This is a genomic window from Geobacillus sp. E263 (genome assembly GCF_007197795.1).
Lineage (GTDB): Bacteria > Bacillota > Bacilli > Bacillales > Anoxybacillaceae > Parageobacillus_B > Parageobacillus_B toebii.
The window spans coordinates 1158354-1171039 of record NZ_CP041632.1 but is presented as its reverse complement, the minus strand read 5'-3'; the positions used below and the strand labels follow the sequence as shown (position 1 = coordinate 1171039).

The 12686-nt window shown below is 43.2% G+C and carries 14 protein-coding genes and 1 riboswitch; of the genes, 1 reads left to right on the top strand and 13 read right to left on the bottom strand.

What is annotated here, in order from left to right:
- Positions 1–38 precede the first annotated feature (38 nt).
- The 4 genes from FNL97_RS06020 to FNL97_RS06005 all read right to left on the bottom strand — a co-directional run bounded on the left by FNL97_RS06020 (position 39) and on the right by FNL97_RS06005 (position 4250).
- Positions 39–1232 (bottom strand): bifunctional 3,4-dihydroxy-2-butanone-4-phosphate synthase/GTP cyclohydrolase II, encoded by a 1194-nt coding sequence (locus tag FNL97_RS06020; protein ID WP_081188212.1) that lies wholly within the window; start codon positions 1230–1232, stop codon positions 39–41.
- Between the two features lie 21 nt (positions 1233–1253).
- Positions 1254–1901, bottom strand: coding sequence for a riboflavin synthase (gene ribE, locus FNL97_RS06015; protein ID WP_015864366.1), 648 nt, complete (start codon positions 1899–1901; stop codon positions 1254–1256).
- A 15-nt stretch (positions 1902–1916) separates the two neighbouring features.
- Positions 1917–3002, bottom strand: coding sequence for a bifunctional diaminohydroxyphosphoribosylaminopyrimidine deaminase/5-amino-6-(5-phosphoribosylamino)uracil reductase RibD (gene ribD, locus FNL97_RS06010; RefSeq protein ID WP_089097881.1), 1086 nt, complete (start codon positions 3000–3002; stop codon positions 1917–1919).
- Between the two features lie 376 nt (positions 3003–3378).
- A riboswitch (FMN riboswitch) is annotated at positions 3379–3513 on the bottom strand.
- 296 nt (positions 3514–3809) lie between these two features.
- Complete coding sequence (locus FNL97_RS06005) at positions 3810–4250, bottom strand: peptidylprolyl isomerase (protein ID WP_143415210.1); 441 nt, start codon at positions 4248–4250, stop codon at positions 3810–3812.
- 149 nt (positions 4251–4399) lie between these two features.
- Here FNL97_RS06005 and FNL97_RS06000 point away from each other — a divergent pair, with 149 nt between their 5' ends.
- Entirely contained in the window at positions 4400–5281 is an 882-nt protein-coding gene (locus tag FNL97_RS06000; protein WP_502707808.1) for a DUF1002 domain-containing protein, read from the top strand.
- 45 nt (positions 5282–5326) lie between these two features.
- On the opposite strand, the gene lysA is transcribed toward FNL97_RS06000, so the two are convergent.
- The 9 genes from lysA to sigF form a co-directional block, all read right to left on the bottom strand.
- Complete coding sequence (lysA, locus tag FNL97_RS05995) at positions 5327–6646, bottom strand: diaminopimelate decarboxylase (RefSeq protein WP_089097883.1); 1320 nt, start codon at positions 6644–6646, stop codon at positions 5327–5329.
- 208 nt (positions 6647–6854) lie between these two features.
- Positions 6855–8327, bottom strand: a complete 1473-nt coding sequence (locus FNL97_RS05990; protein ID WP_171699235.1) for a spore germination protein — start codon at positions 8325–8327, stop codon at positions 6855–6857.
- A complete protein-coding gene (spoVAEA, locus tag FNL97_RS05985; RefSeq protein ID WP_015864372.1) occupies positions 8308–8886 on the bottom strand; it encodes a stage V sporulation protein SpoVABEA in 579 nt (192 codons plus the stop codon). Before spoVAEA ends, FNL97_RS05990 begins: the two co-directional genes overlap by 20 nt.
- Before the next feature lie 6 nt (positions 8887–8892).
- Positions 8893–9243: a SpoVA/SpoVAEb family sporulation membrane protein gene (locus FNL97_RS05980; RefSeq protein ID WP_062677622.1), complete on the bottom strand. Its 351-nt coding sequence runs from the start codon at positions 9241–9243 to the stop codon at positions 8893–8895.
- Entirely contained in the window at positions 9243–10259 is a 1017-nt protein-coding gene (gene spoVAD / locus FNL97_RS05975) for a stage V sporulation protein AD (protein WP_062677621.1), read from the bottom strand. Before spoVAD ends, FNL97_RS05980 begins: the two co-directional genes overlap by 1 nt.
- Before the next feature lie 19 nt (positions 10260–10278).
- Complete coding sequence (locus FNL97_RS05970; protein WP_015864375.1) at positions 10279–10716, bottom strand: SpoVA/SpoVAEb family sporulation membrane protein; 438 nt, start codon at positions 10714–10716, stop codon at positions 10279–10281.
- Positions 10717–10731: 15 nt separating this feature from the next.
- On the bottom strand, positions 10732–11160 hold the full coding sequence (locus FNL97_RS05965; protein ID WP_089097886.1) for a stage V sporulation protein AB: 429 nt from the start codon (positions 11158–11160) through the stop codon (positions 10732–10734).
- A complete protein-coding gene (locus FNL97_RS05960) occupies positions 11150–11773 on the bottom strand; it encodes a stage V sporulation protein AA (RefSeq protein WP_015864377.1) in 624 nt (207 codons plus the stop codon). The genes FNL97_RS05965 and FNL97_RS05960 overlap by 11 nt, the downstream gene beginning before the upstream one ends.
- 147 nt (positions 11774–11920) lie before the next feature.
- Positions 11921–12673, bottom strand: coding sequence for an RNA polymerase sporulation sigma factor SigF (gene sigF, locus FNL97_RS05955; protein WP_015864378.1), 753 nt, complete (start codon positions 12671–12673; stop codon positions 11921–11923).
- Between the last annotated feature and the right edge of the window lie 13 nt (positions 12674–12686).

Genomic DNA, 12686 nt, shown 5'->3' with positions numbered 1-12686 from the left:
ATCATAATACAAAAAAGCAAAAATGGCGAACATGTTTTTTAAAAATGCAACATATGTCCTAATTTTTCATACTTCGTCCGCAAGTATTTTTCATTTTCCTTGTTCGCCGGCATTTGCAGTGGAACACGCTCAACGACTTCAAGGCCGTGTCCTTTTAATCCAGTGATTTTCCGCGGATTATTTGTCAATAGTCGCATTTTCGTCACGCCGAGATCTTTTAAAATTTGCGCGCCAATCCCATAGTCGCGCAAATCGGCAGGGAATCCAAGCCTTTCATTTGCTTCCACCGTATCATAGCCTTGCTCTTGCAGCTTATACGCGCGCAATTTGTTGATTAACCCGATGCCGCGGCCTTCTTGACGCATATATAATAAAACGCCGCGGCCTTCTTCTTCAATTTGGCGGAGCGCCGCATGAAGCTGCGGTCCGCAATCACAACGGCAGGAGCCAAACACATCGCCTGTTAAGCATTCGGAATGAACCCGAACAAGGATTGGTTCATCTGGAATGATTTCGCCTTTCACTAATGCAACATGCTCTTTCCCATCAACAATATTTGTATAGCCAATTGCTTTAAACTTGCCAAACTCTGTTGGAAGCATCACTTCTACTTCGCGTTTCACTAATTTTTCTTTTCGGCTCCGATACTCGATTAAATCTTTAATCGTGATCATTTTCAAATCAAATTCATCAGCGATTTTTCTTAAATCCGAAACACGCGCCATCGTGCCATCCTCTTTAATGATTTCGCAAATCACACCAGCCGGCTTTGCACCACATAATCGTGCTAAATCAACCGCCGCTTCCGTATGGCCGGCGCGCCGCAATACGCCTCCTTTTTTCGCCACAAGTGGAAAAACGTGCCCAGGACGTTTAAAATCGCTCGCTTTCGCATTCGGATCTAACAGCGCTTGAATCGTCATCGAACGTTCATAAGCGCTAATGCCTGTTGTCGTTGATTTATAATCAATGCTAACCGTAAAAGCAGTGCCATGAGAATCCGTATTATGATTGACCATTGGGGCTAAATCAAGCTTATCGGCTAATTCTTCCGTAATCGGAACGCAAACAAGGCCGCGTCCGTATTTAATCATAAAATTAATCACTTCTGGGGTCGCTTTTTCCGCCAATGCGACAAAATCTCCTTCGTTTTCACGATCCTCGTCATCACATACAATAATGACTTTCCCTTGCATCAATTCATAAATCGCTTCTTCGATCGTGTCAAACATCGTCAGCTCCTCCTTTATTGCTTACTTAAAACCGTGCCGTTCTAAAAATTCAAGCGTAATCGCCGACTTCGGTTCTTCTTTCTTTCCTTCCATGAACTGGGCAACATATTTTCCGATGACATCACATTCGATATTGACAATATCTCCTGGTTGTTTATCGCCTAAAATCGTTTCCGTGCGCGTATGCGGAATGAGTGAAATCGTAAACGTGTCATCGGTGAGTCCGAAGATCGTTAAACTCGTTCCATCGACAGCGACAGACCCTTTTAAAATCATATATTTCCGCAATTCCTGCGGGATTTTAATTTCATAATACACCGCATTCGCCGATGGCCATTTACGAATGATTTCACCGATGCCGTCGACATGTCCGGAAACGAAGTGACCGCCAAAACGGCCGTTGGCTGCCATCGCCCGTTCTAAATTCACTTTCGAACCTTTTGTTAACGTGCGCAGCGATGTGGCTCTTACCGTTTCCGGCATCACATCAACGGTAAACGATCGGTCCGTAAACGACGTTACGGTCAAACAAACTCCGTTGACCGCGATGCTGTCCCCAAGATGAACGTCTTCTAAAACTTTTTTTGCTCCAATCGTCATCACAATCGCTTCGCCTGACTGTCTCATTTGCTCGATCGTACCGACTTCCTCAATAATTCCTGTAAACATCGTGTACTCACCCTTTTATTTTGGTATTGCGACGATTTTTATATCTGGCCCGATCGTCTCTACTCGCCGAATTTCTAGCTGCATAACGTCAGCCATGCCGGCAAAACCAATTCCCCCTATTGGCGTTGGCGCTTGTTTTCCGCCAATGATCTTCGGAGCAAAGTATGCGACGATTTCATTAACTGCCTTGGCGCGCACGAAACTATCATGCACGTGTGATCCGCCTTCAACAAAAAGGGAAGTAATTCGTTTCTCACCAAGTACGCGCAGCAATTCATCTATATCAATATGCGGCTTTTTCATGGAAATAATTTGTACATTTTCTTTCTCATACCGCTTCCTTTTTTCAACGCTGATTTCACTGCCGACAACAATCCACGTTTCCGCTTGGCCATCATTGAGAATGTTTGCATCAAGCGGCGTGCGCAAATGCGTATCTAAAACGATGCGTATCGGATTTTTTCCACCTTCGGGAAGCCTTACGGTTAAACTTGGATTATCCGCAATAACGGTGTTTACCCCAACAAGAATCGCATCATGCACCGCCCGATAGCGATGCACATCTTCCCGGGCCGCTTCGGATGTAATCCATTTGCTTTCTCCGGTTGTCGTTGCAATTTTTCCATCAAGACTGCTTGCATATTTTAGCGTCACAAACGGCATTTTTGTCGCAATGTAGTGGAAAAACACGCGGTTTAACTCATCCGCTTCCTCTTTCAGCACCCCAAGCTTCACGTCAATTCCCGCACTCCTTAGTTTTTCGATGCCTTTACCGGCTACGAGCGGGTTCGGATCTGTCGTCGCAATGACAACGCGTTGAACACCTGTTTCCACTAATAAATCGGCGCAAGGGGGCGTTTTCCCATAATGACTGCACGGCTCCAGCGTTACATAAACGGTAGATCCTTTCGCTTTTTCTCCCGCCATACGGATGGCATGTACCTCCGCGTGCGGCTCCCCTGCTTTCAAATGGGCGCCAAATCCGACAATTTCTCCATCTTTCACCACAACAGCGCCGACAACCGGATTAGGAGACGTTTGTCCAATTCCTGCTTTGGCGATTTCGATTGCTAGGCGCATATACTGTTCATCGTTTCGCATGGCGCTGCCTCCTTTTTTGGCATAAAGAAAACCCTAGGTCCAAAGTCCTAGGGCAGGATTATGCAGAATCACAATGATTGCATTTTTGCGTACTAAAAAACGGCATTATATAAGCGGGGAAGCAAGTTTTTCAGTTGTGTGAAAGAATATGTCTGTTTTTAGCCACAATTCATACAAAGACACGTTATCCAAAAAATAACTTAGACAGCTTTCTTTGTTGAAATATGGAAAAAATAACTCACATATTGCGAAAACGCCATTTATTCGCTACTCCACATAGCTATCCCCGCTAAATATCGCGTTCTATATTTTGGAAAGCGGAGTTGCGACAAACGAAACCGCTCCTTATCTAATATAGTACGGCCATGTGCATCTTGTGATCCTTCTCCCATCCAGACTATACTGTCGGCTCCGGAATTGCACCGGATCGTGCCTATACGGCTCGCGGGCTGAGAAGTGACAGCACTTCATCACCGCCGGTCGGGAATTTCACCCTGCCCCGAAGGATACGAACAATATGGAATTTTTTATTATTATATCACACAAAAGCGGTTTGTCTATTCTTCCTTGATTGTGAAAATAAAAGTGAGGAGATTCGGCGCAAAAATGACCGCTTTTCACTATTTTGCAATAAACATCCAATAAATAACTCCCCACAAAAAGCTTGCTCCTAATAAAAGAAAAAATAGTATCCAATTGTTCCTCCTCATCATTTCACCTCTTGCCACTTTTTCATGTATGTATAAATTTACGGTCCATCATTTTATAAAAAAGACTTAACAGCGCCTCTGTTAGTCTTTTTCATCCTTATTCCTCATCAAACACTTTTACTTCTTTCATGACATCGCCGTTTTTCATCGATTTTACAACGTCCATTCCCGATGTTACTTGGCCAAATACGGTATGTACCCCCTCTAAGTGCGGCTGTGGTTCATGAACGATGAAAAATTGGCAGCTTCCTGTATCGCGGCCGCGGTGCGCCATCGAAATCGCCCCAGTCACATGTTTATGCGGGTTGTTATCTGTTTCGCACGGAATCGTATAGCCGGCATCCCCCGTTCCGTTGCCATACGGGCACCCTCCTTGGCTGACAAAACCAGGAATGACGCGGTGGAACGTCAAACCGTTATAAAATCCTTCATTTGCTAATTTTTCGAAATTTGCTACCGTAATCGGCGCTTCATTTGGAAATAGTTCAAACTCGATTTTTTTCCCATTTTCCATTAAGATATATCCTTTTTTCGCCATATATAAACAGCTCCTTTTTGATGATAACGCACCACTATCATATCATTATTGCTAATATAAAAAAAGTAATATAATGATGAGTAGAAAAAAGCAAACAGAAACGCTATAATCAAGTTATCCTTACAAAGGAGGCTGGCATTGTGAAACGAATGTTGATAGGGTGTCTGCTTGCATCGTTGCTATTTACATTTCCTGCCATGGCAGCAGCAGATGCGGCAGAAGGCGATGTGATTATTACATTAGGCGAAAATTTAACCGAACAGCAAAAGCAACAAATTTTAAATGAAATGAATGCTCCGGACAATGCACAAATCATTACGGTTTCTAACGCGGAAGAACATAAATATCTCGATGGTCTTATTCCAAAAGCGCAAATCGGAACGAGAGCAATTTCCTCATCGATGATTACGATCGGTGCGAAAGGCTCTGGGTTGGACGTAGAAACTCATAATATCACATGGGTAACAGAAGAAATGTACACAAACGCCCTGATTACAGCGGGAGTGAAAGATGCGAAAATTTATGTCACTGCTCCGTTTGCAGTGTCCGGTACGGCTGCGTTAACCGGATTAATGAAGGCATACGAAGTCTCTTCCGATCAAGTCATTCCTGAGGATGTAAAAAAAGTGGCTACGGAGGAAATGGTCAAAACCGCAAAACTTGGGGAATCTATCGGAACGGATAAAGCGGTTGCCCTTCTTGCGAAAATTAAAGAAGAAATCGCAAATAATCCGCCGCAAACGGATGCCGATTTGCGCGCGCTTATTGAAAAAATCGCAAAAGACCTCGGAATTACGTTAACGGAAGATGAAATAAACAGTTTAATTTCGTTATTCAATAAAATGAAAAACGCTAATATCGATTGGAATCAAGTCAATGATCAATTAAGCAAAGCGAAAGATAAATTATCCACGTTCCTTCAATCAGAAGAAGGAAAAACATTTATTCAAAACATTATCGACATTTTAAAAGAAATTTGGAACGCCATTAAATCAGCGTTTACTTCTTCCGAGCCGCAAAACAATCAATAAGGAAAAAGCGCCCAAACGTTTTTTGGGCGCTTTTTATTTGCAAACTTACTTATTCACTTTTGTTTTAAGCGGTACATCAAGCCGCACTAAATCTTCATACGTTTCCCGTTTAACAACGAGTTGTGCTTCTCCATTTTCCACAAACACGACAGCTGGACGTGGAATGCGGTTATAGTTGTTCGCCATCGAATAGCCATACGCCCCAGTGCAAAAAACGGCTAAATAATCGCCAGGGGATGCTTTTGGCAGCGGCAAATCCCAAATAAGCATATCTCCTGATTCACAACACTTCCCGGCGATGGCGACAATCTCATTTTTTTCGTCCAACACTCGATTCGCTAACACCGCTTCATACTTCGCATCATATAGCGCCGGGCGGATATTGTCGCTCATCCCTCCGTCTACCGCAACGTAATGACGGACATTCGGCACATCTTTGCGCGAACCGATCGAATAAATCGTCGTTCCCGCATCGCCGACAAGGGAGCGTCCCGGCTCAATCCAGATTTCTGGCATTGGAATATTTTTTTCGCTTGCTTGTTTTTTTACTTCCTCTACAATTTGGTCGACGTATTCCGAGACAGGAATCGGGTCGTCATCACTCGTATAGCGAATGCCAAATCCACCGCCAAGATTGACAACCGTTGGAATAAATCCGTACGTTTCCTTCCACTGACCAATTTTTTGGAAAATTTTTTGTGCCGCCAACACAAATCCTGTCGTTTCGAAAATTTGCGAACCGATATGGCAGTGAATTCCCATTACGGAAAAATGCGGGGAAGATAGCGCTTTTTGCAGCGCTTCATCTGCTTGGCCATTGTTCAAATCAAACCCAAATTTTGAATCTTCCTGACCGGTTAAAATATAATCGTGCGTATGCGCCTCCACACCAGGGGTGACTCTTAGTAAAATCGCCGTTTTTTTTCCGTACTGCTTGCTTAGTTGTTCCAACAATTCCAGTTCATAAAAGTTATCGACAACAATGCATCCGACTCCATGGTCAAGGGCCATCATTAATTCGTCGCGACTTTTATTATTTCCATGAAAATGGATGCGTTCTGGCGGAAATCCCGCTTGCAATGCTGTATACAGCTCTCCTCCTGACACTACATCCAACGATAATCCTTCTTCTTCTGCTAACTGAACCATCGCAATGGAAGAAAATGCCTTGCTTGCATAGGCAACTTGTGCTTTGACGCCATGTTTTTGAAACGCTTCTTTAAACCCCCGCGCACGCTCACGAATGAGTGCCACATCATAAATATACAATGGTGTTCCATATTCTTTCGCTAAATCAACGGTATCGACACCGCCAATTTCTAAATGCCCCTTGTCATTGACACGGCTTGTTCCATGAAAAAACATACGAACCCCTCATTCCCGCAAAATAAAAATTATCAAACCGCATTAATTTATGCATGCAGAAAGCAAAAAAAGACAGTTAGCATGAGGTATAACTGTCTTTTGAAGAAAAAAGATTACGTATAAAGTATCATAATTATAAAAAAGTTGCAACTTCTAAGCGTGTTGATGAGCCAATAATAATCGGTCCTTTGAGCGGCTTTTTGCAAATTTATGATGGTTGCCTGCGGCGGTTTTGCGGATGGACGATGCTCGGTCTTACTTTTGCTCCCGCTACAGAACGACGGACGATAATTTGCATAAAAGCGGCCGGATCAAACGGAATAAACGGCCATAAGTACGGCGTGTTTAATGAACGAATTCGAATCAGCAGAAGCAAATAAACCGTTGTGCCGATCACAAGCCCTGGCACTTTAAACAATGCCACCGCAATGACAAGAAACAATCGTGATATTTTATTCGCAATGCTCAACTCATAGCTTGGTGTCGCAAACGAACCGATGGCGGAAACAGAAATATATAAAATTACTTCCGGGACAAACAATCCGACATTGATCGCAATTTCTCCGATTAACACCGCGGCGATTAAGCCCATTGCGGTAGAAAGCGGCGTTGGGGTATGAATCGCTGCCATGCGGAGAAACTCAATTCCAAAGTCGGCTATTAAAACTTGTATGATAACTGGGATATTCGTCTGTTTGTTTGGCCCGATAAACGCCCATTTATCCGGCAACAAAGATGGTTCCAGTACGAACAGCACCCAAAGCGGCAATAAAAATAGTGATGTCAAAATGCCTAAAAAGCGCACCCAGCGTACAAATGTCCCGACCGCTGGAGATTGCCGATATTCTTCGGCATGTTGCACATGATGAAAAAACGTAGTAGGAGTTATAATCACGCTTGGTGACGTATCTACCATAATTAATACATGTCCTTCAAGCAAATGAGTGGCAGCAACGTCTGGACGCTCGGTATAACGGACGAGCGGATACGGATTATATCCTTGCTTCACTAAAAATTCTTCTATTGTTTTATCTCCCATTGTCAGTCCATCGATATTAATTTGTTGAAGTTCTTTTTTTACAAGTTCAACAAGCCCTGGATCGGCGACATCTTTAATGTAAGCAATACAAATATCTGTTTTTGAACGTTCCCCTACTTGTAAAATCTCAAAACGAAGCCGCTCATCACGAATGCGGCGCCGCGTTAGCGCCGTATTGATGATAATATTTTCTACATAACCATCACGCGCCCCGCGCACCACTTTTTCCGTATCTGGCTCTTCCGGCTGCCGCCCCGGATAGCTTCGTACATCAACGATAAACCCCGTCGATTCTCCTTCAATTAAAATGATGATTAACCCTGATAACAACCGATCAACAGCCTCATCTAAATTATTGACAGTGCTTACTTGTTGATGAACGAGGCGGTTTTCGATAATTTGCTTTGCCTGTGCCGTCTGCCGTTCGTTGTCATTAATACGGACAATTTGTTTTAATAGCTCAATTAAAAATTGCGTATCACATAAGCCGGTGCAATAATAAATATGTACTTCCCTATTTAATACATGAATTTTCCTTACCCCTAAATCAAAACTAGTTCCAACTCCAATTTTCTCCTTAAAAAATTTTTCATTGTCGACGAGCTTTTCCGAAATGGGAACTTTATTGGTGTTGGCTGTCACGATACTCACTCCTTTCAAGGATTAACTCCACTGCTTGTCGTGTAATTGGTGATCCGTACTTAATATGATCGCGATATCCCATTTTTCCAATATCACCGATTCCAACAATAACAGGAATATTTAATTGGTCTAAACAATATACAGTATCTCCATTAATACGGCTTATTTCTAGCTCGCGAATTCCCTCTTTATCCACTCCATATTCCGTCATGTTTCCGTCACGATCGATGCTTATATGCACTTTGGTCCATTCATGTTTATGAGTATTGGAAGCAACGGCAATCGCTCCTAATACTTCAATTTGTTCATGCGTTGCCACATATTTCAGCGCTTGCTCGCCCACTCCCTCGCCAATGGCTCCGCAATCATCAAACATGACGAATACGGGATCATACGGTGTTTGTAAAATAAGTTCAACGAGTTCTTCACCGGTTAGTTTTGTCGGATTGCCATGGGAGCGAGAAATGCATCGTCCCCCGATTTGTTCAGCAATATATTGAATTGTCCGGCATGCAAACTCATCGCCGTCTGTTACTAATATGACTCGCCTTTTTTTCATAATCGATTACCCTTTCGGCCTACATATAAGAGCGGTAAAAAATGAAAGTACAATGGTAAATGACAAAATGGCGCCGGCAAATTGAAACATCCCTGCACCAATGGCCAGCCATCCGTTTGACTCTTTTTGTACCAATACCCCTTTAATGAGAAAATAACCGAAACCGGTAATAGGAAGAGAAGCGCCTGCCCCGGCAATCGCAATAAGTCGATCGTAAATTCCGCTGATTCCCAAAATGGCGCCAACCGCAACAAGCAAGCTTATCATTTTCATTTGCGAAATCTTTCCAATATCCATTAAAGATTGGGCAATGGCACAAATCGCTCCTCCAACAATGAATGCCATTACATAATCCATCATGATTCCCCCTTTGCCGCTTCAATCACAACACCATGCGCAATAGCTGGAATCGACTGTTTTTGCTGCATCATCGTTGGGCTAAATAGCGCTCCTGTTGCGACAACGAAAATTTTTTGAAACGCGCCGCGTTCCATTTCTTTCAATAAATGCCCGTATGTTACTACCGCGCAGCAAGCACATCCGCTGCCTCCGGCAAATACTTTTTGATCCGGACAGTAAATCATTAAACCACAGTCGTTATAATTGCTCGTTACATCATAGCCTGATTCAGCAAGCAGCTGTCTAACAATAACGCTTCCTACTCTTGATAAATCCCCTGTTACAATTAAGTCATAATCTTCGGGAGAAACGCCTAAATCAATAAAATGTTGTTCAATCGTGCTTGCGGCGGCAGGTGCCATCGCCGATCCCATATCTAAAGGATTCGTCATTCCCTCATCAATCACTTTTCCGATTGTAGCAGCAGTAATGCGCCATCTTCCCCTTTTCCGTCCCATGACCAATGCTCCCGCACCTGTCACAGTAAACGTTGCTGTTTCCGGTTTTTGTACTCCCAATTCGGTCGGATAACGAAATTGCCGTTCTGCCGTGGCATTATGACTACTTGTTGCCGCTAATACTGTTTCAGCAAACCCGCCGTCAATTAACGCGGCGCCGACAGCTACTGTCTGCATGGAAGTAGAACAAGCTCCAAACATACCTAAAAACGGAGTGGGAATCGTTTGGGCGACATAGTTGGCAGTGACGTTTTGATTCAGCAAATCTCCGGCAAGGAAAATGTCGATATCGTTGAATGAAATATTTCCTTTTTGCAGGCAAACGACAATCGCCTCTTGCATTAAACGCCGCTCTGCCAACTCCCACGTCTTTGCCCCACAATATAAGTCATCGTGCGTAATATCAAAGCTGGCTCGAAGCGGACCTTCCGCTTCCAACGGTCCTACTGCCGTTCCAGTTTCCTGAATGTAAATATCATGTTCGAACACCCACGTTTGCTTTCCAACGAGCTTCATGGGAAATCCCTCTTTCTTCTTAAAACATGATGTAATATAAAATTCCAAGTAGATAAGCAACGACAATGCCATAAACAATCGCCGCACCGCCTGATTTAAACATTTGGCTGGCAATTCCCGCCGTCCATCCTTCACTTCGATGCTCGAGCGCGGCACTTGCTAACGCATTCGCGAAGCCAGTCATCGGTATAGTAGCGCCTGCACCCGCAAATTGACTAAAATCGTCATACTTTCCCGCCCCCGTGAGGACAATCGCCAAAAACATCATTGTCATCACCGCCAGCTGCTGAGCAGAAAGCAACGGCATAGACAGAAAACGGCTGTACCAATTGGCGAACCACTCTGTAATCGCACAAAGCGCGCCGCCGACAACAAACGCTTTTAAGCTGTTAAACACATATGGGGGTTTAGGCTGGAATGCTTTCACCGCTTGGCGATAATTTTTTTTTAAATTCATGTTTTTCTCTCCCCCTTATCGCAAATAATCAACAAAATAGATCCATTGAAATAACGAACCAGCTATTTTTCCAAATACGATCGCCATCAATAAAATGACAATTTTATCATCAACGCCAATGCGTTTCGCTAAAATCGGCCATACGTTAAGCACTTCCGTCAGCGCGGCGGCGAGCATTCCGATAAATACCCCATGCAGTAAGCCAATTGGAATCAGCCAATATTTTGATATATATAAAACAGAGTGGCGCATGCTCAGCCATCCTCCTGCCACCGCGCCAGTTACTGCGCTCCATTCATAAGCACGAATCCGCTTCATCGTTTTTGTTAATTGCGTTAAGCGGGGAATAACGCCAAGAACGACTAAAAACGCTACAAATCCTGTTCCAACAGCAAGCCCTCCCGCGAAGCCGACAAATATAACGGTTAAAATCTCAATCGTCATCAATTTTTCTCATACTCTCTTTGTTTTCATGTAAAATGACGTATTGATCTAACGATTGTTGATAATTAAACATCTCGACTTCAAGAGGGCTGGGCTCCTCATTAATTCGCTTGCGGAACACATGATTAAAAAACAAAATCATTCCGATCCCTAATCCGAGTGAATAAGGAATTTGCAGCAACAAAGGCTTATCGATTTTTTTTCCGGTCATCATCTCATAAAGACGTTGATGCACTTCTTGCATGCTGACATCTTCATGAAAATTCATAATGGCCATTGCGGATCCGACGAAAAGCAACAGCCATATAAGCAGAAAATAAGGAGTGGAAAAACGCCGCTTTTGATAAACGACTTCAATAATGGTTTGCGATGGTCCAACTGTTTGCACATCTAATGAACCAACCCTTTCCATCATTGCTTGCATTACTTTCATCACATCAATAATGACGATATTTTTATCACTCGGTTGAATTTTATATAGCGGAATTATTTTTAATTGCTCCGCTACATCGCGATCATTTGCGATGATTTGCGCAACATCGCCAATCGTAACAACATCTCCCGGCTTCACTTGAACACGATGCCGGAGTTTAATAAAGACGGTTTTTTCCATCTGCCTCACACCTTAACCTTGTAGTTTTTTCATATGTGTAAAAAGGCGAAGCATATTGCTTTTCTTTAGTATGTTGGAGCAAAAAAGGAATCATACGATGATACAATGTTTACCAGCAATTTCATAAAAATAAAAAAGAATGGATGTCTACCCATCCATTCTCTCCTTTATTTGCTGTAAAATCTTTTTTTCAAGCCGGGACACTTGCACTTGAGAGATGCCTAATCTAGATGCCACTTCTGATTGTGTTTGATCTTTATAATAGCGTAAATATACAATGAGCCGTTCTCGTTCGTCTAGTTCTTCGATCGCTTTTTTTAACGCGATTTTATCAAACCATGATACTTCATCCGAATCAGCGATTTGATCAAGAAGTGTGATCGGATCGCCATCGTTTTCGTACACTGTTTCGTGAATGGAAGCAGGTGAACGGATCGCCTCTTGGGCAAGCACTACATCCTCCGGAGAAATCTCCAAATAATCAGCAATTTCCGTAACTGTTGGTGCTCGTCCCTGTTTTTTCGAGAGCTCATCTTTCGCTTTCCGGATTTTATTGCCCATTTCTTTTAAAGAACGGCTCACTTTTACCGTTCCATCATCGCGAATAAACCGCTGGATTTCGCCGATAATCATCGGTACGGCATATGTGGAAAATTTAACATCATACGATAAATCAAACTTATCGACAGACTTTAACAAGCCGATACAGCCAATTTGAAATAAATCGTCCGGCTCGTAGCCGCGGTTTAAAAAGCGCTGGACGACCGACCAAACGAGGCGCATGTTTTTTTCAATAATTTCATCGCGCGCCTCTTGGTCGCCTTCTTGGCTGCGGCGAATAAGCTCCTTCATTTCTTGATCTTTTATTGGCGTCTGATCTTGCTTGACATCGACATCCATAGGCATGTCTCCC

Coding starts and splice junctions, on each gene's coding strand:
- FNL97_RS06020 (WP_081188212.1), bottom strand. CDS start 1,232: ATGTTTGACACGATCGAAGAAGCGATTTATGAATTGATGCAAGGGAAA.
- ribE (WP_015864366.1), bottom strand. CDS start 1,901: ATGTTTACAGGAATTATTGAGGAAGTCGGTACGATCGAGCAAATGAGA.
- ribD (WP_089097881.1), bottom strand. CDS start 3,002: ATGCGAAACGATGAACAGTATATGCGCCTAGCAATCGAAATCGCCAAA.
- FNL97_RS06005 (WP_143415210.1), bottom strand. CDS start 4,250: ATGGCGAAAAAAGGATATATCTTAATGGAAAATGGGAAAAAAATCGAG.
- FNL97_RS06000 (WP_502707808.1), top strand. CDS start 4,400: ATGTTGATAGGGTGTCTGCTTGCATCGTTGCTATTTACATTTCCTGCC.
- lysA (WP_089097883.1), bottom strand. CDS start 6,646: ATGTTTTTTCATGGAACAAGCCGTGTCAATGACAAGGGGCATTTAGAA.
- spoVAEA (WP_015864372.1), bottom strand. CDS start 8,886: ATGAAAAAAAGGCGAGTCATATTAGTAACAGACGGCGATGAGTTTGCA.
- FNL97_RS05980 (WP_062677622.1), bottom strand. CDS start 9,243: ATGGATTATGTAATGGCATTCATTGTTGGAGGAGCGATTTGTGCCATT.
- spoVAD (WP_062677621.1), bottom strand. CDS start 10,259: ATGAAGCTCGTTGGAAAGCAAACGTGGGTGTTCGAACATGATATTTAC.
- FNL97_RS05970 (WP_015864375.1), bottom strand. CDS start 10,716: ATGAATTTAAAAAAAAATTATCGCCAAGCGGTGAAAGCATTCCAGCCT.
- FNL97_RS05965 (WP_089097886.1), bottom strand. CDS start 11,160: ATGACGATTGAGATTTTAACCGTTATATTTGTCGGCTTCGCGGGAGGG.
- FNL97_RS05960 (WP_015864377.1), bottom strand. CDS start 11,773: ATGGAAAAAACCGTCTTTATTAAACTCCGGCATCGTGTTCAAGTGAAG.
- sigF (WP_015864378.1), bottom strand. CDS start 12,673: ATGGATGTCGATGTCAAGCAAGATCAGACGCCAATAAAAGATCAAGAA.